The sequence below is a fragment of the Pseudomonas sp. A214 genome (genome assembly GCF_900156295.1).
GTDB lineage: Bacteria > Pseudomonadota > Gammaproteobacteria > Pseudomonadales > Pseudomonadaceae > Aquipseudomonas > Aquipseudomonas rhizophila.
The window spans coordinates 4,181,892-4,204,198 of record NZ_LT707062.1 but is presented as its reverse complement, the minus strand read 5'-3'; the positions used below and the strand labels follow the sequence as shown (position 1 = coordinate 4,204,198).

The following is a 22,307-nucleotide window of genomic DNA, read 5'->3' as shown; positions in this document are numbered from 1 at the left end:
GGAGCTTGCTCCCACAGGGCGGGGATATATCCCCTCGCCACAAGAGCCCGACCATCCCTCACGGCATATCGTCTGAAGCCTGGAGCGGTCACCCATGAACCTCTCCGGCCCTTTCATCCGTCGCCCCGTAGCGACCATGCTGCTGAGCTTTGCAATCATGCTGCTCGGTGGCGTGAGCTTTGGCTTGCTGCCGGTTGCACCGTTGCCGCAGATGGATTTTCCGGTGATCGTGGTCCAGGCCAACTTGCCGGGGGCCAGCCCCGAGGTGATGGCGTCGACGGTGGCAACGCCGCTTGAGCGTTCCTTTGGCGCCATCGCCGGGGTCAACACCATGAGCAGCCGGTCCAGCCAGGGCTCTACCCGGGTGATCCTGCAATTTGACCTGGACCGCGACATCAACGGCGCGGCGCGGGAAGTGCAGGCGGCCATCAATGCCTCGCGCAACCTGTTGCCCAGCGGCATGCGCAGCATGCCGACGTACAAGAAGGTCAACCCGTCCCAGGCGCCGATCATGGTGCTGTCGCTGACTTCGGATGTGCTGGAGAAGGGCCAGCTCTACGACCTGGCTTCAACCATCCTTTCCCAGAGCCTGTCCCAAGTGTCGGGCGTGGGCGAGGTGCAGATTGGCGGCAGTTCCTTGCCGGCGGTGCGCATCGAACTGGAGCCGCAACTGCTCAACCAGTACGGCGTAGCCCTGGATGATGTGCGCAGCGCCATTGCCGACAGCAACGTGCGCCGGCCCAAGGGTTCGGTCGAGGACGCACAGCGCATGTGGCAAATCCAGGCCAACGATCAGTTGGAGAAGGCCAAGGACTACGAGACGCTGATCATCCGTTACCAGGACGGCTCGGTACTGCGCCTCAAGGACGTAGCAAAAGTCACCGACGGCGTCGAAGACCGCTACAACAGCGGTTTCTTCAACGATGACGCAGCCGTGCTGCTGGTGATCAACCGTCAGGCTGGCGCCAACATCATCGAGACGGTCAATGAGATCAAGAACCAGCTGCCGGCGTTGCAGGCCGTGCTGCCGGCCAGCGTCAAGCTGAACCTGGCCATGGACCGCTCACCGGTGATCAAGGCCACGCTGCACGAGGCGGAAATGACCCTGCTGATTGCCGTGGCCCTGGTGGTGCTGGTGGTGTTCCTGTTCCTGGGCAACTTTCGCGCCTCACTGATCCCGACCCTGGCGGTGCCGGTGTCCCTGGTGGGCACGTTTGCGGTGATGTACCTCTACGGCTTCTCCCTGAACAACCTGTCGTTGATGGCGTTGATCCTCGCCACCGGCCTGGTGGTGGACGACGCCATCGTGGTGCTGGAGAACATTTCCCGGCACATCGACGAAGGCGTACCGCCCATGAAGGCGGCCTACCTGGGCGCCGAAGAGGTGGGCTTTACGCTGCTGTCGATGAACGTCTCACTGGTGGCGGTGTTTCTCTCGATCCTGTTCATGGGCGGGATTATCGAGAGTCTGTTTCGCGAGTTCTCCATCACCCTGGCGGCGGCCATCGTGGTCTCGCTGGTGGTGTCGCTGACCCTCACGCCGATGCTCTGCGCTCGCTGGCTCAAGCCCCACGTGCCGGGGCAGGAGAATCGCTTGCAGCGCTGGAGCCGGCGCCTCAACGAGCGGATGGTGCGTGGTTACGCGCGCAGCCTGGACTGGGTGCTGCGCCATCGGCGCCTGACCTTGCTGAGCCTGCTGGTGACCATAGGGGTGAACATCGCGCTCTACGTGGTGGTGCCGAAAACCTTCATGCCTCAGCAGGACACCGGCCAGTTGATCGGTTTCGTGCGCGGCGACGACGGCCTATCGTTCAACGTCATGCAGCCGAAGATGGAAATCTTTCGTCGCGCCGTGCTGAAGGATGAAGCCGTAGAAAGCGTGGCGGGGTTCATCGGCGGCAACAACGGCACCAACAATGCCTTCATGCTGGTACGCCTCAAACCCATCAACGAGCGTGGTATCTCCGCGCAGAAAGTCATCGAGCGCTTGCGCAAGGAGATGCCCCTGGTGCCGGGTGGCCGCTTGATGCTGATGGCCGACCAGGATCTGCAGTTTGGTGGTGGACGTGAGCAGACCACCTCGCAGTATTCCTACATCCTGCAGAGCGGTGACCTGGCGTCGCTACGTCAGTGGTACCCCAAAGTCGCGGCGGCCTTCAGGGCCTTGCCGGAGCTGACCGCTATCGACGCTCGCGACGGCGGCGGCGCCCAGCAGATCACGCTGGTGGTGGACCGTGACCAGGCCAAGCGCCTGGGCATCGACATGGATATGGTCACCTCGGTGTTGAACAACGCCTACAGCCAGCGGCAGATATCCACCATCTATGACAGCCTCAACCAGTATCAGGTGGTGATGGAGGTCAACCCCAAGTACGCCCAGGACCCGAGCACCCTCGATCAGGTCCAGGTCATTACCGCTGACGGCGCGCGGGTGCCCCTGTCGACCATCGCGCATTATGAGAGCAGCCTGGAGGATGATCGGGTCAGCCATGAGGGTCAGTTCGCCTCCGAGGACATATCGTTCGATTTGGCCGAGGGGGTAACGGTGGAGCAGGGCACGGCCGCCATCGAGCGGGCAATTGCCAGGCTCGGGATGCCCGAAGACATCATCGCAAAAATGGCCGGCACCGCCGATGCGTTCGCGGCAACCCAGAAAAGCCAGCCGTTCATGATCCTGGGTGCATTGCTGGCGGTGTACCTGGTGCTGGGTGTGTTGTACGAGAGCTACATTCATCCGCTGACCATCCTGTCCACCTTGCCGTCGGCCGGTGTCGGCGCACTGCTGTCGATCTACTTGTTGGGCGGCGAGTTCAGCCTGATTTCGTTGTTGGGGTTGTTCCTGCTGATTGGCGTGGTGAAGAAAAACGCGATCCTGATGATCGACCTGGCGTTGCAACTGGAGCGCGGCGGGCAGTCGCCGCAGGACTCGATCCGCAACGCCTGCCTGCTGCGCTTGCGGCCGATTCTGATGACTACGCTGGCGGCGATCCTCGGTGCCTTGCCGCTATTGCTTGGCGGTGCCGAAGGCTCGGAGATGCGCCAGCCGCTGGGCCTGACCATCATCGGCGGACTGGTGTTCAGCCAGATCCTGACCCTCTATACCACGCCTGTGGTTTACCTTTATCTCGACAAACTGCGCCATCGCTTCAACCGCTGGCGCGGCGTGCGCACTGATGCTGCCCTGGAAACTCCGCTATGACCGACCGTTCGCTTTTCAATCTTGTCGCACCGCTGGCGACCGCTCGTGGCTCGCGGCTGCTGAGCCTGACGCTGTGCGTGGCGATGCTCAGCGCCTGCGCCATCGGCCCGGATTACCAGCGCCCGGTGGCCGCGGCGCCCGTGCAGTACAAGGAGGCTGAGGGTTGGCGCCAGGCCAATCCTAGCGACGCCCTGGCTCGGGGTGCCTGGTGGGAGTTGTACGGTGATGCCCGGCTCAATGGCCTGGTGGAGAAACTCAACACCTCCAACCAGACCGTGGCCCAGGCCGAAGCCCAGTACCGTCAGGCCCAGGCCTTGGTTCGCAGTGCCCGGCGCGCGTTCTTCCCCTCCGTTGACCTGACCGTCGGCAAGAACCGCTCCAGCCAGGGCACCGGCAGCAGTAATTCGAGCCTGAGCAGTTCGGCCAGTGGCATCCGCGACACCTACAGCGCCCAGGCCGGTGTCAGTTGGGAGGCGGACGTCTGGGGCAAGTTGCGTCGCACTCTGCAAGCCAATGAAGCCAGCGCCGAAGCCAGCTTCGCCGATCTGGCCGCCATGCGCCTGAGCCAGCAATCGGAACTGGTGCAAAACTACCTGCAATTGCGGGTGATCGACGAGCAGAAGCGCTTGTTGCAGACCACCGTGGACAACTATCAGCGTTCGCTGAAGATGACCGAAAACCAATACCGCGCGGGCGTATCCGGCAGGGATGCGGTGGCTCAGGCGCAGACTCAGCTCAAGACTACCCAGGCCGAGTTGATCGACCTGATCTGGCAACGCGCTCAATTTGAAAACGCCATCGCCGTGCTGATCGGCCTGCCGCCGGCCGAATTCAGCCTGGCAGAAACCCAGGACATCCCGACCCTTCCGCAAATCCCCGTGGCGCTGCCCTCGCAGTTGCTTGAGCGCCGGCCGGACATTGCCTCGGCGGAGCGTTCGGTGATGGCCGCCAACGCCAACATCGGCGTGGCCAAGGCCGCCTATTACCCGGACCTGACCCTGAGCTTGAGCGGCGGTTACAGCAGCAGTACCTACGACAACTGGGTGAGTGTGCCGAATCGCTTCTGGTCGGTGGGACCGCAGCTGGCGATGACGCTGTTCGATGGCGGCCAGCGTTCGGCGGAAGTCGACCGCACCGTTGCGGCCTATGACCAGACGGTCGCCACCTATCGCCAGACGGTGCTCGACGGTTTTCGCGAAGTGGAAAATTACATGATCCAGCTCAAAGTCCTGGAAGACGAAGCCCGCGTGCGCCAGGAGGCCCTGGATGCCGCCCGCGAATCCTTGCGCCTGACCCAGAACCAGTACAGGGCAGGGCTGATCGCCTACCTGGATGTCGTCACGGTCCAGGCCACCGCGCTGAGTAATGAACGCAGTGTGCTGACCTTGCAGCAGAGCCGGTTGATCGCGAGTGTGCAACTGATCGCCGCGTTGGGTGGTGGGTGGGATGGGCAGATGCAGGTGAGTGAATAATCCGTGATTGAAGGTGATCCCTGTGGCGAGGGATTTATCCCCGCTGGGCTGCGCAGCAGACCCCAGATACCTCTGTCGGGATGCAGGGGCCGCTTCGCGCCCCAACGGGGATAAATCCCCTCGCCACAGAGACATCTTTACCTGACCGGTCGCCAGGTCCCGCTTTTGGCCGATGCACTGTCTACGACCCGGTGCGTTGACTTGTTATAGTTCAGGCCTCTTTTTCAGCCGGTAAAGGATCACTGCCATGTTGCAATACCAAGCGTTCACCGTCGAACTTGCAGACAATATCGCCCATGTGCAGATCAATCGACCGGACAAGATCAATGCAATGAACGCCGCGTTCTGGAGCGAGATCGTCGAAATCTTCCAATGGATCGACGACACCGACGAAGTGCGCGTGGTGGTATTGAGCGGGGCCGGCAAACACTTCTCCTCGGGCATCGACCTGATGATGCTGGCCACCGTCGCCAATGAGCTGGGCAAGGACGTGGGCCGCAACGCACGCCTGTTGCGCCGCAAGATCCTGCAACTGCAAGCCTCGTTCAACGCCGTGGACAACTGTCGCAAACCGGTGCTTGCCGCTATCCAGGGTTATTGCCTGGGCGGCGCCATCGACCTGATTTCAGCCTGCGACATGCGTTATGCCGCCGAAGATGCACAGTTCTCCATCAAGGAAATCGATATCGGCATGGCGGCCGATGTTGGCACATTGCAACGCTTGCCCCGGATCATCGGGGACGGCATGCTGCGTGAACTCGCTTATACGGGGCGCACCTTTGGTGCCGACGAAGCGCGCAGCATCGGCCTGGTCAATCGTGTCTACAGTGATACCGCCAGCCTGCTTGACGGTGTCATGGGCATCGCTCGGGAAATCGCCGCCAAGTCGCCGATCGCCGTGACCGGTACCAAGGAAATGATCAGCTACATGCGCGACCACCGCATCGACGACGGGCTGGAATACGTCGCCACCTGGAACGCCGCCATGCTGCAATCGACCGACCTGCGCGTGGCCATGGCCGCCCATATGAGCAAACAGAAACCTGAATTTCAGGATTGATTGATCATGATTTCACGCTGGACCACCGCAGTACTCGATACCGATCTCCCGGGGGGCTGGGCCGTGGCCCGCAGCCCGGAAGGCTTTCTGTTCGATGACAACGGCGCGCTGTTTCCCCGCGACTGGCTCAAGCGCCAGGACCTGTCGATCCTCGCCGAGCATGGCATTGGCCACCTGGATGGCGAGCCGGTCTATCTGCTGGAACTGCACAGCGCACAGGACATCCCCGGCTGCAGTTGGAAGGGGCTGCGGGCCTTCATGCTCGAGGATGACCACACGCTGTACAAGGTCCTGGGCTATGCCGCGCAGATCGGCACCTGGGCTCGGGAGTGCCGTTTCTGTGGCAGCTGTGGCAAACGCATGGGCCAGATTGCCCGGGAACGGGCGATGTATTGCGATGCCTGTGATTTGCGGCATTACCCGCGAATCTCACCAAGCATGATCGTGCTGATCACCCGTGGCGATGAAGTCCTGCTGGCCCGTTCGCCTCGCTTCGTCACGGGGGTCTACAGCACGCTGGCCGGGTTCGCCGAGCCAGGTGAGTCCGCCGAGGATTGCCTGGTTCGTGAGGTGCGCGAAGAAGTCAGCATCGAGGTGAAGAACATTCAGTATGTCGGCAGTCAATGCTGGCCGTTTCCCCATTCGATGATGCTCGGCTTCCATGCCGAATATGCCGGTGGCGACATCGTCAGGCAGGAAGATGAAATCGAAGATGCCCAGTGGTTCAACGTGCACAACCTGCCGCCGCTGCCGGCCTCGCGTTCCATCGCCCGCTACCTGATCGACCTCTATGTGGCGCGGCGCTTAGGCCACGCTGAACCAGTGCTGCCAGGCTAGACGCACGGTCAAGCCCATTACCACGGTGATAAATACAGGTCGGATGAATTTCGCGCCGCCGCTGATGGCGGTGCGCGCGCCGAAGAATGCCCCTACCATCACCGACAGCCCCATGCTCAGGCCGATGATCCAATCCACTTGCCCCGAAAAAATGAACACCGACAGCGCCGCGATGTTGCTGACGAAATTCATGCTGCGGGCCACACCACTGGCCTTGACCAGATCGATGGGATAGAGCAGCAGGCTGCTGACAGTCCAGAATGCACCCGTCCCAGGACCGGCCACGCCGTCGTAGAAGCCCAGGCTGAACCCCTGGGGCGCTTGCCAGGTCTTCTTGATCGGCGCATCGCTGTCCAGCGGCGCCTTGGGCGTGCCACCGAACAACAGGTACAGGCCACAGGCGAAGACGATCACCGGCAGCATCTTGTTCAGCCACTCGGCGGGCAGGTAATGGGCGACGATGGCGCCGGCCAAGGCACCGACCAGCGTGCCGACGAGGGCATGGGTCCACTGCCTTGGATGGAACAGCTTGCGCTTGTAGAACGTGAAACTGGCCGTGGCCGAACCAAAGGTCGAGCTGAGTTTGTTGGTGCCCAGGACCAGATGGGGAGGCAAGCCGGCGGTCAGCAGGGCCGGGGTGGTCAACAGGCCACCTCCGCCGGCAATGGCATCGATGAAACCGGCAATGAAGGCGACGACGATCAGGATAGCGAGGGTGGTAAGGTCAACGCTGAGTTCGAAAGGCATGAAATGGGCTTATTTGGCAGGGCGCAGGTGGCTGCGGGGAAGGCCGGTATGTTACCCATAAATGGGGCAGGGCTGCGACTGCCTCCACGGGTCCCTGAAGTTCTCCGTGGCGAGGGAGCTGGCTCCGCTGGGTTGCGACGCAGGCCCAGAAGCCTTCGCACACCTATGTGGTTGTCGGGCGGAAGCTGGCCTTTGGACGAATTTTTTTTGAAATCAAGGGGTTGTCAGCCTAGGCAAATGAGTACATAATTGCGCCCATCGAACGCACTGGGACGTAAAAAATCTCAATGTTTTCAAGGAGATAGAGCTTCGTAAGCGTCTTGTTTCCTGATCAGGTTTGTACGCGGTTGATGTAGCTTTCTTGCATCAAGCGTCTTGAGGCCGAATAGCAAAATGGTTATGCAGTGGATTGCAAATCCACCTACGCCGGTTCGATTCCGACTTCGGCCTCCACTATCAAAAAACCCGTAGCTCAATGAGTTACGGGGTTTTTTGTGCCTGTTTCAATCCTATGTGTTCCGCATATTTCTTAAAGTGTTCCGCAACGATCTACCAATCGAGTGGCCTTAGAGTCTTTTCCTGCTTTGGGGCTGGGAAACTACCTCGCCTTTCTATCGCTTCTAACTTGATCATAGAAATCGCTAAGATCGAACCGGGCTGTCACGGACTGGTCATCGCTCGTATCTATTTTTTCATCTTGCCCGGGGAAGATTATTTGATATTTATCCTTGGAGTCCTTGGCACTTTCAATGCGTATCTCTGAGCGTTTGATTATGTCGAGTGATCGAGAGATATAAGGTGACTTTTTTTCGACTTCCTCTATCGTGTTCGGGAGGCGATTCTCTTTCAATATGAAGCTCTCAACTGCAACTTGGATTTGTGCTTCTGCTTTGTACATGCTTGTCACTCTATAAGATCCTTGCGCATAGCCAACGCCAAAAGAAACCATCGTCGATATAAATATTAGATGGAATATGGGTTGTGCCGAGACAGCGAAGGTAATAGTTCTGCTCGACAGTCGCATCTCTTTATTAAGTATACATGCGATCCAATCAAGAAAAATCCTTGTTCCGCCGCAACCGAGAGCACGGGTTGGCCTTGCCAGTCAGGCCCCATTCCCTGGCGTGGGTGAAGATCGTTGGCAGTAGGGCTATTTCCCGGCTTGCCCTAACCTTGGCCGACCTGGTGTCACGATATTGAGCGATCACCTGTGGCGTCATCGCGTCCACTGGAGCCAGCTCGAACGACTTCCACAGCTGTTTCAACCCCTTCCGATAGTCATCCTGGGTGCCCTTTTTCAGCCTTGGCATGGCATCGTCCAGGTCATTGCCCAGCGGGATCTCTTTGCGCTTGCCAGTTACGGTAACAGGTATCTTCCCGTGTCATGGCAATTCAGTAGTGCCACATGTAAAGTGTCTGGATTTTCAGGCTGACAAGCTGTTCGACGGTTGAGCAAAAGGACCAGGCATTAAATGCAATATAGGAAAGAGCTGGACGGCATTCGGGCTTTGGCGGTTGTGGCGGTGATCTTTTATCATGCCGAGCTTATGATTGAGGGGATTAGGGTTTTACCCGGCGGTTACTTTGGTGTGGATGTGTTCTTTGTTCTTTCTGGTTATTTGATAACGGGGATGCTAACGGCGACGCAGAGCTTTAGTGTTCAAAGGTTTTTCGTTAGTAGATTTAATCGCATCTACCCAGTGTTGCTTGTGATGTTGATGGTGGCGTCGTGCTATGCTTATTTCTTTTTGATGCCGGCAGAGTTGGAAGTTTATTCCAATGAGCTTGTATCGGCAATTGGCTCATACTCAAACTTCCACTTCATGTCTGAGGATTCGTATGTTTCTGATGTGAATAAGTTGAAACCGCTCATTCATACTTGGAGCTTGGGTGTTGAGTGGCAGTTCTATCTAGTGTTCCCTTTTTTCATTTTGCTGTTATCCAAGCTCCTCCCGCGCTACAGAGTTGAGGGAGTGCTTCTGGCGGCAGCACTGTCGTTGTTGTATTGCATTAATTTGTCTGATGGAAACCTACAGAGGTCCTTCTACCTGCCTTTCAGTAGGTGCTGGGAGCTTTTAGCTGGTGCTCTCGTTTGCTTGCTTGGCAGCAGAAAGCCGGTATCGAATACTATTGGATACGTATTGCCGCTGGTCGGGCTGTCTTTGATGATTGTTCCGATGTTTATCTTTGATGATCAACAAGTACATCCGGGATATATTACTTTGTTGCCTGTTGCCGGCTGCTGCCTATTTGTGATGTACGGGCGACAAAATGCTCATTTGACGAAGCTGTTGTCTCTACCACCATTCGCTTTTTTGGGGCTGATCTCTTATTCCCTTTATCTGTGGCATCAACCATTCTTCGCTTTTTATCGATTGAGGTTTGAGGAGTTTACGTGGGCCGCGTTTGGTATTCTAATGTTGATTCTGCTCCCCTTGTCATTCTTGACTTTCAGGTTTGTCGAAAGTCCGTTTAGGCGGAGTGGTGACCGAAAAAAGTATTTCGTACTCGTATCATTTATGATTACCGGTATTGGGTTTTTTACGCTAGTACAAACCACCCAGGGCTTACCTAAAAGACTTGAGGGCGTAGCGCTGCAAGTGTATTCCGATTACCGGGTTCCTGAGTTTCGCAAGCTTACTACGGATGTGCCCGGTGTTTCGGTGTTAGGGGAGAACACCTTTGTCTGCATCCACCGTGTCCCCAGTTCCGCTTGTAAATTTGGTGATGAAAGCTGGGTAACTGTTGGAGATAGTTTTGCTGGTATGTATGAGTCGGAGTTGAAGCGGAAACTCGAGGAATTAGGACATGGTCTCGTTACTATGTCATATGAGCAGTGTCCGTTTTTTGATGAGGATATTTGGGTGGGAGATGCTCCAGAATGTATCCTCATAAATAAGCAGCGCTGGGAGGCAATAAGGAGTATGTCTGGCCGGAGAACGTTCGTTGTCTCCGGTAGCTTTACTCAGTTCTATAAAGCAAAGAAAGGAATTGATGATCCGCTGGCTTCGGTTCGCCAGGGCTATACGAAGGTCGATAGCGAAAAAGTATATGCATCTTTCGCTAGGTCTGTTGAAGAGCTTCTGAGGCTTGGTCACAAGGTTGTGCTGATCTATCCAACGCCAAGCATTATGACGAATGTAAAAAATAAATTATACCGAGATGCACTCTACGCTGGTGGCTTGTTGAATCGATACGATGAAAAAGTAAATATGTCTTTAATTTCGAGGGTTGAGGCTGATATAGATAGGCACATAAAAGCGGCTGGATCAATAATTAAAGTGAAGCCTACAGAAGTGTTTTGCAATGATGCAGTTTGTACTGTAATCGATGGTGAAGGTGGGTTGTTCAATGTAACTTCCCATCTTTCCAACCTGGGAGCGCGACGTGTGATCGCCCGGTTCCTTTAATAGTTCTAATTGTCTTAGCCCGCAAACCGTACTTTTTTCGTTTGGAGAAAAGTTTATGGCCGTTACCGAGAGGGATCGCGACATCCTCGCGCGCACCCTGTGGGGTGGCAAGTGAGGGAGATCTCACTGCTGAACGATCAACTGAAATTCCTTGAGAATGACCATGGCTCCTATTCAGGGGCCATGGGGAGCGTTTCTACCTGAATCGCTGCATCCTTACGAAGGGGGTGGAAGTCGAGTCGGCTCGGGAAAGCATGACTTACCGATGAGACTTCACACAGAAGGGCTGGCTGCCGCCGGAACGCGTTGTAGCTACTTAGGGGCAGACATTTGATCGTCTGTCTTAGCAAGCTTCTGCTGCTGAGCCAGGGCCCATGCAGCGGCCATTTCATGCTCGCTAGTCGAGTGCCCTTTCTTTGGCGTCAGTATTGCCGTCAGATCCACAGCGTCTGGGTTTCCTGCCTTCGTTACTCCCGCAATCAACGATAAGGTTCCCGTAGTTCCGACCCTGTCGTCATTATTGTTGATCTGGATAAATACGTGTTTCTTTGAAAGAGCCTGATAATAAGACGCCAGCGTGTACACCGTTTTATTGGCTTTCGAGTTCTCGAACTCCCGCAAGCGGAATACATCGGTGACCGGGGCCATGGCGATGACTGAAGTGATGCTCGGTATTTCGGCGGATGCCTTCATCGCGATGTAACCGCCACGAGATACGCCGAGGACGGTGATTCCTTCCAGACGAGCTTTATGTTTGTCCGCTACATCGCTAAGCACAGACTTTAAATTATCGATATAGCCGTCGAAAATGTTGTCGCTGTTTTTGTCGGCTCTCGCTCGCCAGCACTCTAGGCCGCTTCCTTCTTTTTTATTTATATCCTTGCCGTGGCATGGGACATCAATAGCCGCTACGCTGTAGCCCCTGGAAGATAATATTTCTCCAATAGGGCTGTAAGTGTTGGTCATCGATTCTTTTATGTCGGTTGTAACAACAATTAGAAGAGGTCCGTTCGGTGTGCCCTGGTGATATCCGTACTCAACGCCTGATTTTGTTGTCTCAATGGTGTAATCATTTGCCGATGCAATAGCAGGAAGCATCATCGTTAAGGTGAAAGTGATGCTTTTTAAGTCGATCATTTTGAGGTAACCAGTCTTTTGGTGTTCAGGGCAAGTGAACGGATAAGCTGCTTGTTCTCGGCATAGTGGGCAATTAGTTTTGCGGCCGCAATTGAAAGTGCAATGGTTAGTGCGCCGACTATTATTGACCTTGTCACTGATCCATAAATATATTGCTGAGTAGCGCCGAGAATGAACAGCATTATGGGGAAGTGAATCACGTAAAGAGTGTAGGAATATCCGGCTTGCTTGTGGAATAGTGCGGGGAATCTGGCGCCGCCACCCATAATAAGTGCCATGAAGGAAGCGAACCACAAGCCAGAAATCAACCGGAAATGATTCATTCGATCCAGCCATATGCCATTGCCAAGCGGCCCTGCGAACAGCACTAGCGCGACGGCCAGCGCGACGGCGGCAGTAAGTAATACAAACAACCAACCGAATAACTTGTTATTCATTTGTGGCGTTCGCTGGTGCATGAGCGCCAAGGCGAACCCAGAGAACCATATCGGAGCCAGCATATAAAATAGCTGGTTCTTGTGGGTGACAATGACGGTGACTACCAAAAGAGCGATAGCCGCTGCCTTCCGTGAAGGCCACAAAAATAAAGCGGCAGCGACGACGTAATACCAAGCTTCGATCGACAGACTCCATAGAGGGCCGTTTGCGGTTGGTGTTGTAGTTTTGAACTCGTTCAGGAACACCAATGCACCGAACAACTGTTTCGCGATCGCTGTGAACTCTGTTCTCACGAATTTCGCGCCAGGTATCGACAACAGTTGCTGACTTCCAGATGGGAAAACTGACGGGGCGAGGGCAGCCAGCAGAGCGATCAGGAGGATTGCTACAACCAGAGGTGGATAAAGCCTAAGCGCCCTGTCTCTTGCGTACTGTCCGATACTGAAGCCATGATTTTTTGCGATGTTGTTGCAGACCGACTTTCCTATGAGAAAACCACTGAGTACGAAGAACACCATCACAGACAGTTGAGTAAAGAATCCAACGAAAACCGAGCCTGCCTTTAGGGTCGGTAACAGAATCGTTTGGTTTGTGTGGCCGAGCAGCACCACCAGTGCAGACAGAGCGCGGATCGAGTCCAGCTGCTGCGATTGGTCAGGAGTGATACGAGACAAAGTCAGTTTCCATTTCATTGATTGTGGCGAGCCCCGCGCATCATACGGGGTGACACTATGCCCGCCTAGCTGCGGGCTTTTTACGTCTGGAGAAAAGTTTATGACCGCAACCGTAAGGGATCGCGACATCCTCGCGCGCACGCTGTACGGAGAGGCTCGTGGCGAGAGTTTCGCTGGCCAGATCGCCGTGGCCTGGACTATCCGCAACCATGCTCAACGAATTATTGGAATCGCCGTCGACGGCGACCGGGGCTGATCAAGCTGGCGGCGTGCCAAGCGTATGCAAGAGGAGATGAACCGCTGATAGGGTGTTGAGTGCTTGAAAGCGTTCCGCAACCGAAAACGCGAGCCACGTTCCGTACGGGTTGTAGCCTGTCAAAAATCTGTGGCTTGCGGAACGGTTCCGATGCTAAGCTATTGAAATACAGAGCATTGTGGATGGATTGCAAATCCACCTACGCCGATTCGATTCCGACTTCGGCCTCCACTTTAAAACAGCTCCGTAGATCCATGATTTACGGAGCTTTTTTATTTTCGGAGCAACGACAGGTTTTGTCTTGAAAAGGACAGAAGCAACCTTGCTTCGCCGGGAAGGGATGTATATATTCCCCCCTCTTGCTGCACCAGCCTCGACTGGCATATCTGCTCCACGCTGATGTCCATAAGGTTGACCGCGCTACCGCCCGAATGGCGAAACTGGTAGACGCATGGGACTTAAAATCCCCCGCTCGTAAGGGCGTGCCGGTTCGATTCCGGCTTCGGGCACCATCTAAAATCAAGGGTTTGCGAGCGAAAGCTAATGCAAACCCTTGTTTGTTTCTGCTCCGTCAAACCACCTTATCCAAGCTGCGCTCACAACCTGCGCCGAAATGCCTCGAGAATCTCCCGGGTGCCCTTTTTCATTTGCAGTTGCGCGATAGCGTCCAGCGGATGCCAGAGGCAGTCGCTGATTTCATTCTGTGGCCGGGCGGTCTTTGAATCGGTGACCGCGGCTTCGAACACGTGGTGTTCGGTTTCACCGTCGCTGATGCGCATCAGATAAAGCAGGTTGTGCGCGTCCAGCCCGGTCTCTTCTGCCAACTCGCGTAGTGCCGCCCCAGCATGGGTTTCGCCGCGCTCAACGGTTCCACCAGGCAATGTCCAGCGGCTGTTGGCCTTGCGCACGAGCAAGATGTGGCGATCTTCCTCGCAGATGACGGTCGCTCGAATTTTCATGGCCTTGCTCAATCCGTGACTGTCATTAAATTGAAATATAACTGCAATATTTGAGCCCGATGTCATACGGACTGTCCACTACAGTTTTTACCGGGGCCTCTCTGTACGACCGCGGCAATCGGCGAAAGACTGAACTTCATTTCATCCCTGCACTCGCTATGTGTCTGGACTGGGCATTGGACCGATCATCGCCTCGACTGAATCAGCTTGGAAAAAACGTATCCATGTTGGGTGGATAGCCAACCTCGGGTAGAGGGGAAGTGAGAAGACATGACCACGGTTGAAGACTTCAAAATCAAATCCCACGAGCTTCTCGTGGAGCTGGACGCGGCCACCTCAGAAATGATGGCGCTCGTCGACGCACATCAAACGAGCGGGGTGATTTGGGAGCAGGCCGTCCAACGCCAGCATGACGCTTATGAACGGTGGGTCGCCTATCTGAATGAGCGTGGATAGACGCAAGTTCGGGCGGGGGGACGCGATGGCAGATTCTTTGAACGGACCGTCAGGGGGTGTGCCTAAACCATAGACCTTAAGAGGATTGGACCATGTCTGAACTAGCCAGCTATTTCTGGATCGGCGTTGTGGTGCTTTTGCTGCTTGTGGATCTGTGGGCGATCATCAGTGTCTTTCGCAGTGACAAGACTGTCGGGACCAAGGCGGGATGGGCGCTGGTGTTGATCATCTTGCCTGTGGTGGGCCTGGTCATCTGGGGCGTTGCCGGCCCTCGCGGTGTGAAGGAAGGCCCGTCGTCGCCAGAGCACAGCAAAGGTTAGGGACCCTTCATTGGTTTTTCCAGCGCCCACCGGTGGTTTCGCAATCTTTCTGTGCTTGCGCCAGTTGCTCGGTGTTGTAGTAGTACCGGGTGACTTGCGCATCGTCAGGGATGTTGGCTGACTCGCCGCCACGGTCCTTGCTGGTTGAGTGCGGATTGGCCAGGGATTCCTGAGTCAGCCGGGCCTGGCACGTCGCTACATAGCCTTGGGCGCAACGTTCGACCTGGTTCTTTTCAGTGCTCAGTGCACCTTTGCTTTCGTTGCTGCACGACCAGCCAATCGCCTCGGCTGGCACGCCTTTGTATTCGTAACAACTATGGGTTTCGATCTTCGGTATCGCTTGGGTCTGGGACCGAGTGATTACATCGCAGCCTTGCGCCATGGCGACGGCAGGGCAGGCACAGGCGATCAACAGCAGGATTCTGGCGTACATGGTGTTCTCCCTCTAGCGGCTTTGCTCCGATACATATCCATATCGAGGCGCAAAGAACGCCCGCGTTCCATCGGTTTTCCAACCGGTAGAGCGTGGGGAAGAATCTGTGCAGCGCAATGCGTTAGCGGAACTTGGGCAGTGGTCGCTCGGCGGGCTTGAGGGACGTCAGAGCGCTCTGGATAGAGGGGGCGTCTTTTTCGATGTCACTGAGACGATCCCGGATGCGCACGGCGGTAGGGTGCCCGCCCTGATGGTCGACCCAGTCAGCGATTTCTTTGCAGGCTGCCGCCAATCGCGCCTGACGCGATTCCAGCAAGGTGAGCACGGTGGTGATGGACTCTTTTTCAGACATGTCGCACCTCCATTGAGTGTGTATAGGGCAGCACAAAACCCGCCAGCAGCGGGTTGTACCGATAATTAAGCGTAGTTGAGTTATTTCGGGTCTGGCGAAGAAAACGGCGCACGGCCGGACGGCCGGTGCGCCAAAGAGGGGTTGCGGACTCAGCCTGACTCTTTTACCCAGGCCGGCGCGACACTGGCTCGCCAGCGCACGTCGGTAATACCGTATTTTTCTGCCAGTGGTTTTGACACCCGCTTGACCTTTTCCCTCCCGAATTTGGGGATGCGCCCGACACCCGCGTCGCAACTGGCCCAATGCCAGGCTTCGGAATTGTTCATCACTTCTGCACGAATGATGAATGACTTGGGCTCGCCATGGAGCATGTAGTCGATGATGTAAAGCGATGGCCCGCCCATAAATCCTCCCTAATTAGTTCTATACGGATGGATGCAGAGGCGGGCGGAAAATTCCATCGGATCTCCAGACGGTCAAAATCGGGGGCGCGGCGAGGCTCGCGGCCGGGAACCAAACCCGGTTAACCTTCTCCAAGCTGGGCTTGGGCACCAAGGGCCATGGATCGAAGGCGAGTCAGTGCGATCACCATAAAAGGCACACAATGAAAATCTTCGCCAGGGTGTTGTCTCTCGTAGCCCTTGCCAGCGCTTTGCTGGGGTGCATTGGCGCTCCCATCGAACTGACTGCGCAGACCGAACAACGCCTTCGCACGCAACCGCCGATCCGCTTTCTGCTGACGTTCGATGACGGGCCCAGCGCATCATCTTTCTGGAACCCGAGCATGGGCGTGCTCGATGCCCTGGCGCAAAACCCGGTGCAGCCGGGGATCAAGGCGGTATTTTTTGTGCAGACTCGAGCGTCGCGGGCCGGTGGCAGTGATATCGGGCGTTCGGTGATGCGTCGTGAACAGCAGGAAGGGCATGTGCTGGGCTTTCATACCGCGACCTCCGGGCACAGCAACCACCGGTTCCTCAGCCCAGATGAACTGGAACAGTCGCTGCTCAAGGGGAGCGCCGACATTGCCGCCATCACGGGGGCGGCTCCCAGGCTGGTGAGGCCGCCGTTCTGGAGCTTCGACACCCGCACCTTCGAGGCCTACCGGCGCCATGGCCTGCACATGTTGCTCACTGATCTGAGTGCCAACGACGGCAAAGTCTGGGGCATCACGGCGAGTCCGAGACGGCGAATCAACCTCATACGTCAGCTCAGCGAAGTGCGTGAACGTATCGCCGGCGGGCAGATACCTGCCGTTGATGGCGTCATTCCGGTGGTAGTGACCTTTCATGATCTCAATCGCTACACCGCACGACACGCCCGGGAGTACCTGCAGATTCTGATCGACGCTGCCCAGGCGACTGGGGTGAAGACCGACACCAAGCCATTTTATGACGACCGTCAGGCGCTTGAGCGAGCAGCGCTGGCTCGCACCGTCAAAGACGGCACCGAGCCGGTGCAATTGCCTGGGTTGTGGAACAGACTGTGGGGATCGGGCTCACCCTGATGGGCATGTCGCCCCCGGGAAATTGCGACGCCCGGTTGATGCCCTGATGCCAACTGAGTGTAAGGTAAGGGGCGTACCTTAGGTTTATCTGGCAGGAGGTAACTATGAGTGCTGCGATGCTAACGAAAGTGCACATCAACGGTTATGACGTACTCAGTGTGAACAGCGGCCCATGGCGGGTCTGCACCCAAGTGGACCGGCTTGGCTCCTTTGCTTCCCGTGAGGAAGCGCTGGCTTACGCGGCGGCGTTGCCGGTACGCAGAAACCGAAGCGAGCGATCGGCTAACACTAAATAGCCCCGCCAGACGGTCGTGTTCGCTGGGGCGAGTTGGCTGCACGCACGCAACCCGAAAGATGCTATGCACGCAGCCAACTCGCCCCAGTGGTTCAGGTATTGGCCAGTTCCAACGGGATCTCCAGAGTGAACAAGGCCCCTTGACCAGGCCCATCGCTCTGGGCGTAGAGACGACCATTCATTTCAACCGCGGCCAGAGCACAGCTGTGCAAGCCAAATCCATGGCCGTCCTTGCGGGTCGTGAACCCGTGGTTAAAGATTCGAGCCTGGTTCTGCGGCGCAATACCCTCGCCTCGATCCTTGACGCTTAGGCGTAACGTACTCTCAGCGACGATCTGGATCCCCAGCGTGATTTCCCGCGGATGCCCGGAAACATTCGACATTGCGAACTTGGCGTTGCTGATCAGGTTGATCAGGATCAACAGCAACCTGTGCTTGTCTCCCAGGATGGTGGGGATGTCCTGAAAATCCTTGATGACCGTGACATGGTGCCGGCTCAGCGCGCCTGCGTTCATGCGTAACGCATCTTCGAACAGATCCTTGACATTGAGCGGCTCGATCAATCTCGCGGCGCCAGCGTAGGTTTGTTGGGTGGCGACGATTTCCTTGATGTGGTCAATGCTCTTGGTCAGTTGTGCCAGCTCGTCAATGAGCAGTCCCTGTTCGGCATTGATGGATTCGACCAGCTCATTTAAATAACGAGGCAACAATTTGCCTTTTTCATCCAGGGTAATGAAACGGCCCAGATCCTCGGCATGCTCATTCATCATTTTTACCGCTTTTCCCAGGCCGAGCGTCTTGCTGTTTTTCAACTTGCGGGTCACCAGGTCCGCCGAAATATTCACGCTGTTGAGAACGTTCCCCACGTTATGCAACACGTTGGTCGCGATCTCGGCCATTCCCGCCATTCGCGCCGCCTCCACCAGCTCACGTTCGGCCTGCATCAACTCGCGAGTGCGATCTTCCACCCGTTCTTCCAGCCGTTCATTGGAGGATTGCAGTTCCTGGTTAATCTGAGTGATGAGCGCGGAACTGCGAACCAACCGCGCGGCAAGGTAGATCATCAAAATGGCCATGAGGCCGGCGCATACAGCCAGATAGATGTGATATTGGCGTTCGGTCTCGGCGGTCCTGCGTTGGGTTTCGTTCAACAGCTCGTTAATACTGTCCAGCTCTTGAGCGACCGGGATCACACTGATGCGGTCAATGAGGTCATTGACGATCGGTTGTTCCTGGATAATGGATTCGACATGTTGTGTCAGCGTGCTAAAGGACGGCTGGTAGGACGGGGGTAGTTGGGCGATGTATTGCTCCAGCACATTGAGCTGGCTCTTTACTTCTTCGGCCTTGTCCGAGGTGACATAAAGGGCGTACTCAAGCGTTGTCAAAGTCAGGTCAAGGACACTTGAGGCAATCTCTAGGCGGTTTATCGGAGTGTCGGCGTCCATCTCCCTGAGCCGTGTCTGGATGTCGTCCTCGGCAAGTGGCAGCGCATCCAAAGCGGTGCGTAAGCGGGTGTTGTGTTGCTGGAACTGCTCCACCAGCAGGCTTTTGTTCTTCACCGCCTCCACATAGCCTTGGCGCCTGGACGCCCAAAGGGTCGCCAAAGGGCCGGAATTGTTGAGCTGCTCCAACTGCTCCCATCGACTGACCGCTTCAGGTGGCGGGGTCAGCGACAGGTTGTTATTGATGCCGATCTTTTTTCGCAGGATTTTGACGTTCCAGTTGGCGTCGGATTGTTTGAGTTGGCGGATGAAATCCCGGGACTCGAAATAGGTGGAGGCGTCGTAGGTGTAGGACTTGACTAAAAAGAATATCAAGGCCGAAAACACAGCAAGCGCGACAGCCAATAAGGCGGGCCATTTATATTTTTTAATGAGAGTGGTCACGCGGTCCTCCCGTCAAGGCTCTTGATCGGGCAGATCGGTGAGTTGCCAAGACAAGGCCGGATTGCGGCGCTTGGGACGATGGGTGGAGTGTGTGTTTGGTGTTGTATAGGTGGCGTGGGTCTGCTTTTGCCTGGGTGCACGTTGAGCTCCCTGCTAACGGTGGCGTGGTACGTCAATGACGTGAGTGTAGCGCTAAGGAGGCGGGGCGATGGGGGAGGCTGGCGGCGGGCGCAGATTAAGTCAGCCGCCACAGTGGCGGCCGACTTTTGGCTCCCACTCAGGCGCGTAGTTTTCTCGCGGGAGAACCCTGTATGGCCGAGAAATTGCGGTGAGTCGAGAAAGCGAAATCAGCCAAACGGCTGCAATCTGATACTGTTTTTTATGTTGGATCTGAGGCTTTTTTTAGTGAGTCGGTGCTCTATAGAGTGCCCGTCCGACGCACTAGTGGACAGTGATCGGCCGCCACTATTTCTGGCTCTCTGAAGACCGGACGACCTCGAGAGTCTTCAGGAATCACCATGAATACTCGTCCCAGCTTTCACAGCAAGACCTTCCCCGAGTCGCAACGTGACATTCTCGGTATGATCGCGACCGATCATCATCTGGGCGAAATACTCTGCGCCATCTGCCAGATGCACGACGCACAGGCCCCCGAAACCTTCTGCTCTATCCTGCTCACTGATGCCGAGGGTAAACACCTGCTGAACGGCGCGGCGCCCAGCCTGCCGGCCGAGTACAGCGAGGCGATTCATGGAATGGCCATTGGTCCACAGGAAGGAACCTGCGGCGCCGCAGCGTTCCGGCGCGAGCTGGTGGTCACCGAAGACATCGCCCGGGACCCAAACTGGGAGCGTTTTCGCAGCCTGGCGCTGGGGCATAACCTGCGTTCCTGCTGGTCGGTGCCTTTGCTCTCCCATCAAGGAAGCGTGTTGGGTACATTTGCCCTGTACCAGAACCGGACCCACTTTCCGAATGAGGCGCAGATTCAACGACTGGGCCGCGCGGCCCAACTGGCAGTCATTGCGATCCGCCATGAGCGTGACGGCCAACGTCTGGAGGAAAGCGAACAACGTTTTCGTTCATTGTTCACTTACAACCCCAACCCGGTGTTCGCCCTCGATCTGGCCGGCAACATCCAGAGTGTGAATCCAGCAGGCCTTAAGCTAAAGCCGCACACCGCAACCGATTTTATTGGCCATCACTTTTCCCATCTGGTGCTCGAAGAAGACCTGCAGCGGGTCAGTCAGCATTTTTCCGCAGCCCGCGCCGGAACGCCTCAACGCTTCGAGGCACGGGTTCGCGACGAGGGAGAGAAGCTGTTGACCATGGACATCTCTAACCTGCCGATCATGGTCAATGGAGAGATCGTTGGGGTATTTGGCATTGCCCGGGACATCAGCGAGCAGAAGCATTTCGAGCGCCAATTGAGCTTTAACGCCAGCCATGATCGGCTGACTGGTTTGCTTAACCGTGTTTCGCTTGAAGACCAGCTCATTCTGGACTGTCACATCAGTCGTCGGCGTAAGCGTCGTCTGGCGGTGATGTGCATTGATCTGGACGGATTCAAATCCATCAACGATTCGATCGGGCACTACTTCGGCGATCAGGTGCTGATTGAGGTGGCGCAGCGTATGACCCAGCAGGTTCGTCCTGGTGATACCATCGTGCGCATGGGCGGTGATGAATTTATCGTGCTGCTGCCGGACCTGCTTCGTGATGAGGACGTTGTACCGGTGGCCGAGCGCTTGATGGCCAGCATTGCCAAACCCTACTGCATCCAGGGCATGGACCTGCACGTGAGTGCAAGTGTCGGTATCACCCTGAGCGATGGTCACATCGAGCAGCCGATGCAGCTGATCCAGCAGGCTGACATGGCCATGTACAAAGCCAAGCAGCAAGGCCGCAACAACTTCCAATGGTACACCAGCGATCTTAATCAGCGCGTTTGCGAGCACGCGAGCCTGCGCAATGACCTGCAAAAGGCTATCGAAACTCAGTCGTTCAGGCTGCACTATCAACCGCAGATAGACGCGCGCACGGGGCGGGTGGTCGGGATCGAAGCGTTGCTGCGCTGGGAGCATCTGGAAAAAGGATTCATCTCACCAGCGGTGTTTGTGCCGGTGGCGGAGGATAGTGGTCAGATCATCCCACTGAGCCTTTGGGTTCTCGATACAGCCTGCGCGCAGCTGCGCCAGCTAGGCGAGCAGGGCGTCACAGGAATCTCGATGGCCGTAAATATTTCGCCGATGCATTTCCAGCGTGGCCAGTTCGTCGAGTGTATCCAGACAGTGCTGAGCAAGCACGGACTTAGCGCGGGGCAGTTGGAGCTGGAGATTACCGAGTCGCTCTTGCTGCATAACGTTGAACAGGCGATCGATACGTTGCACCAGGTCAAGGCCTTGGGGGTGCGAATTGCGCTCGATGATTTCGGCACCGGTTTTTCCAGCCTCAGCTACCTCAAGCGTTTGCCCATCGACAAAATCAAGATTGACCGCTCGTTCATCCAGGAAATCGCCACCGACCATCACGATGCAGCGATCACCCAAGGCATTATTTCCATGGCCCATCACCTCAGCCTGACGGTGGTTGCAGAAGGCGTGGAAACTGCGTCTCAGGTGGCTTTTCTGAAGGGCAGCCGCTGCGATATTTTTCAGGGGTATTACTTTGCCAAACCGATGCCCTCTACAGAAATCGAAGCTTTCCTGAGCCAGCTCGCGTCCCATCCCTGACCGCCAATTCTGTCTGGTCCCACACCTGAAAATCAGACGCCAAGGCAAATTTTCAGACACCAGCGCAGAACTCCCTCTCCCCAGGCAAGGCGCTCCCTGCGCCTTTCTCACACACTCGGCTCTAACGCTATCGCGCTGCA

Annotated in this window: 19 protein-coding genes, 2 tRNA genes and 1 pseudogene; 12 read left to right on the top strand and 10 right to left on the bottom strand. The window is 56.4% G+C overall.

Going from position 1 to position 22,307, the window contains the following annotated elements; translation table 11 throughout:
- Positions 1–94 precede the first annotated feature (94 nt).
- The 4 genes from BW979_RS18740 to nudC all read left to right on the top strand — a co-directional run bounded on the left by BW979_RS18740 (position 95) and on the right by nudC (position 6,568).
- Positions 95–3,199 (top strand): efflux RND transporter permease subunit, encoded by a 3,105-nt coding sequence (locus BW979_RS18740; protein ID WP_047226602.1) that lies wholly within the window; start codon positions 95–97, stop codon positions 3,197–3,199.
- A complete protein-coding gene (locus tag BW979_RS18735; RefSeq protein ID WP_076385071.1) occupies positions 3,196–4,671 on the top strand; it encodes an efflux transporter outer membrane subunit in 1,476 nt (491 codons plus the stop codon). The genes BW979_RS18740 and BW979_RS18735 overlap by 4 nt, the downstream gene beginning before the upstream one ends.
- A gap of 247 nt (positions 4,672–4,918) precedes the next feature.
- Positions 4,919–5,731, top strand: a complete 813-nt coding sequence (locus BW979_RS18730; protein WP_076385069.1) for a crotonase/enoyl-CoA hydratase family protein — start codon at positions 4,919–4,921, stop codon at positions 5,729–5,731.
- 6 nt (positions 5,732–5,737) lie between these two features.
- On the top strand, positions 5,738–6,568 hold the full coding sequence (nudC, locus tag BW979_RS18725; RefSeq protein ID WP_047226599.1) for an NAD(+) diphosphatase: 831 nt from the start codon (positions 5,738–5,740) through the stop codon (positions 6,566–6,568).
- On the opposite strand, the gene BW979_RS18720 is transcribed toward nudC, so the two are convergent.
- Positions 6,536–7,315 (bottom strand): TSUP family transporter, encoded by a 780-nt coding sequence (locus BW979_RS18720; RefSeq protein ID WP_076385067.1) that lies wholly within the window; start codon positions 7,313–7,315, stop codon positions 6,536–6,538. The genes nudC and BW979_RS18720 overlap by 33 nt on opposite strands.
- 379 nt (positions 7,316–7,694) lie before the next feature.
- On the opposite strand from BW979_RS18720, the gene BW979_RS18715 reads away from it, so the two are divergent.
- Positions 7,695–7,768 (top strand) — tRNA-Cys (locus tag BW979_RS18715).
- Between the two features lie 145 nt (positions 7,769–7,913).
- Here the strand turns inward: BW979_RS18715 and BW979_RS18710 are convergent.
- Both BW979_RS18710 and BW979_RS18705 read right to left on the bottom strand, forming a co-directional pair.
- A complete protein-coding gene (locus tag BW979_RS18710) occupies positions 7,914–8,213 on the bottom strand; it encodes a hypothetical protein (RefSeq protein ID WP_076385066.1) in 300 nt (99 codons plus the stop codon).
- Between the two features lie 154 nt (positions 8,214–8,367).
- A complete protein-coding gene (locus tag BW979_RS18705; RefSeq protein WP_076385064.1) occupies positions 8,368–8,625 on the bottom strand; it encodes a hypothetical protein in 258 nt (85 codons plus the stop codon).
- Positions 8,626–8,787: 162 nt separating this feature from the next.
- Here BW979_RS18705 and BW979_RS18700 point away from each other — a divergent pair, with 162 nt between their 5' ends.
- Positions 8,788–10,725, top strand: coding sequence for an acyltransferase family protein (locus BW979_RS18700; protein ID WP_076385062.1), 1,938 nt, complete (start codon positions 8,788–8,790; stop codon positions 10,723–10,725).
- 312 nt (positions 10,726–11,037) lie between these two features.
- Here BW979_RS18700 and BW979_RS18695 read toward each other — a convergent pair whose 3' ends face one another.
- Both BW979_RS18695 and BW979_RS18690 read right to left on the bottom strand, forming a co-directional pair.
- Entirely contained in the window at positions 11,038–11,862 is an 825-nt protein-coding gene (locus tag BW979_RS18695; protein WP_076385060.1) for an alpha/beta hydrolase family protein, read from the bottom strand.
- Entirely contained in the window at positions 11,859–12,974 is a 1,116-nt protein-coding gene (locus tag BW979_RS18690) for an acyltransferase family protein (protein ID WP_076385058.1), read from the bottom strand. Before BW979_RS18690 ends, BW979_RS18695 begins: the two co-directional genes overlap by 4 nt.
- A 100-nt stretch (positions 12,975–13,074) precedes the next feature.
- Between BW979_RS18690 and BW979_RS18685 the strand changes: the two are divergent.
- Positions 13,075–13,182, top strand: a pseudogene (locus BW979_RS18685) (cell wall hydrolase); the annotation flags it as partial.
- Positions 13,183–13,655: 473 nt separating this feature from the next.
- Positions 13,656–13,742: transfer RNA gene (locus tag BW979_RS18680), tRNA-Leu, on the top strand.
- Positions 13,743–13,826: 84 nt separating this feature from the next.
- Here BW979_RS18680 and BW979_RS18675 read toward each other — a convergent pair.
- Positions 13,827–14,189 carry an NUDIX hydrolase gene (locus BW979_RS18675; protein WP_047226597.1) on the bottom strand — a complete coding sequence of 121 codons (363 nt, stop codon included), beginning with the start codon at positions 14,187–14,189 and terminating at the stop codon, positions 13,827–13,829.
- Between the two features lie 270 nt (positions 14,190–14,459).
- On the opposite strand from BW979_RS18675, the gene BW979_RS18670 reads away from it, so the two are divergent.
- Both BW979_RS18670 and BW979_RS18665 read left to right on the top strand, forming a co-directional pair.
- Positions 14,460–14,645 carry a hypothetical protein gene (locus tag BW979_RS18670; RefSeq protein ID WP_047226596.1) on the top strand — a complete coding sequence of 62 codons (186 nt, stop codon included), beginning with the start codon at positions 14,460–14,462 and terminating at the stop codon, positions 14,643–14,645.
- A 92-nt stretch (positions 14,646–14,737) separates the two neighbouring features.
- Positions 14,738–14,965: a PLD nuclease N-terminal domain-containing protein gene (locus tag BW979_RS18665; protein WP_047226595.1), complete on the top strand. Its 228-nt coding sequence runs from the start codon at positions 14,738–14,740 to the stop codon at positions 14,963–14,965.
- Positions 14,966–14,972: 7 nt separating this feature from the next.
- On the opposite strand, the gene BW979_RS18660 is transcribed toward BW979_RS18665, so the two are convergent.
- From BW979_RS18660 to BW979_RS18650, 3 genes are all read right to left on the bottom strand, one after another.
- Positions 14,973–15,398 carry a hypothetical protein gene (locus BW979_RS18660; RefSeq protein WP_076385056.1) on the bottom strand — a complete coding sequence of 142 codons (426 nt, stop codon included), beginning with the start codon at positions 15,396–15,398 and terminating at the stop codon, positions 14,973–14,975.
- 121 nt (positions 15,399–15,519) lie between these two features.
- Positions 15,520–15,750 (bottom strand): hypothetical protein, encoded by a 231-nt coding sequence (locus BW979_RS18655; RefSeq protein ID WP_076385054.1) that lies wholly within the window; start codon positions 15,748–15,750, stop codon positions 15,520–15,522.
- A 149-nt stretch (positions 15,751–15,899) separates the two neighbouring features.
- The gene (locus tag BW979_RS18650; RefSeq protein WP_047226592.1) at positions 15,900–16,154 is read right to left on the bottom strand and encodes a DUF6555 family protein; all 255 of its coding nucleotides are present in this window, start codon (positions 16,152–16,154) and stop codon (positions 15,900–15,902) included.
- Between the two features lie 200 nt (positions 16,155–16,354).
- Here BW979_RS18650 and BW979_RS18645 point away from each other — a divergent pair, with 200 nt between their 5' ends.
- Complete coding sequence (locus tag BW979_RS18645) at positions 16,355–17,254, top strand: polysaccharide deacetylase family protein (RefSeq protein WP_076385052.1); 900 nt, start codon at positions 16,355–16,357, stop codon at positions 17,252–17,254.
- 387 nt (positions 17,255–17,641) lie between these two features.
- On the opposite strand, the gene BW979_RS18635 is transcribed toward BW979_RS18645, so the two are convergent.
- The gene (locus tag BW979_RS18635) at positions 17,642–19,438 is read right to left on the bottom strand and encodes a DAHL domain-containing protein (protein ID WP_076385050.1); all 1,797 of its coding nucleotides are present in this window, start codon (positions 19,436–19,438) and stop codon (positions 17,642–17,644) included.
- Positions 19,439–19,956: 518 nt separating this feature from the next.
- Between BW979_RS18635 and BW979_RS18630 the strand changes: the two genes are divergently transcribed.
- Positions 19,957–22,167, top strand: coding sequence for a putative bifunctional diguanylate cyclase/phosphodiesterase (locus tag BW979_RS18630; RefSeq protein WP_076385048.1), 2,211 nt, complete (start codon positions 19,957–19,959; stop codon positions 22,165–22,167).
- Positions 22,168–22,307 lie beyond the last annotated feature (140 nt).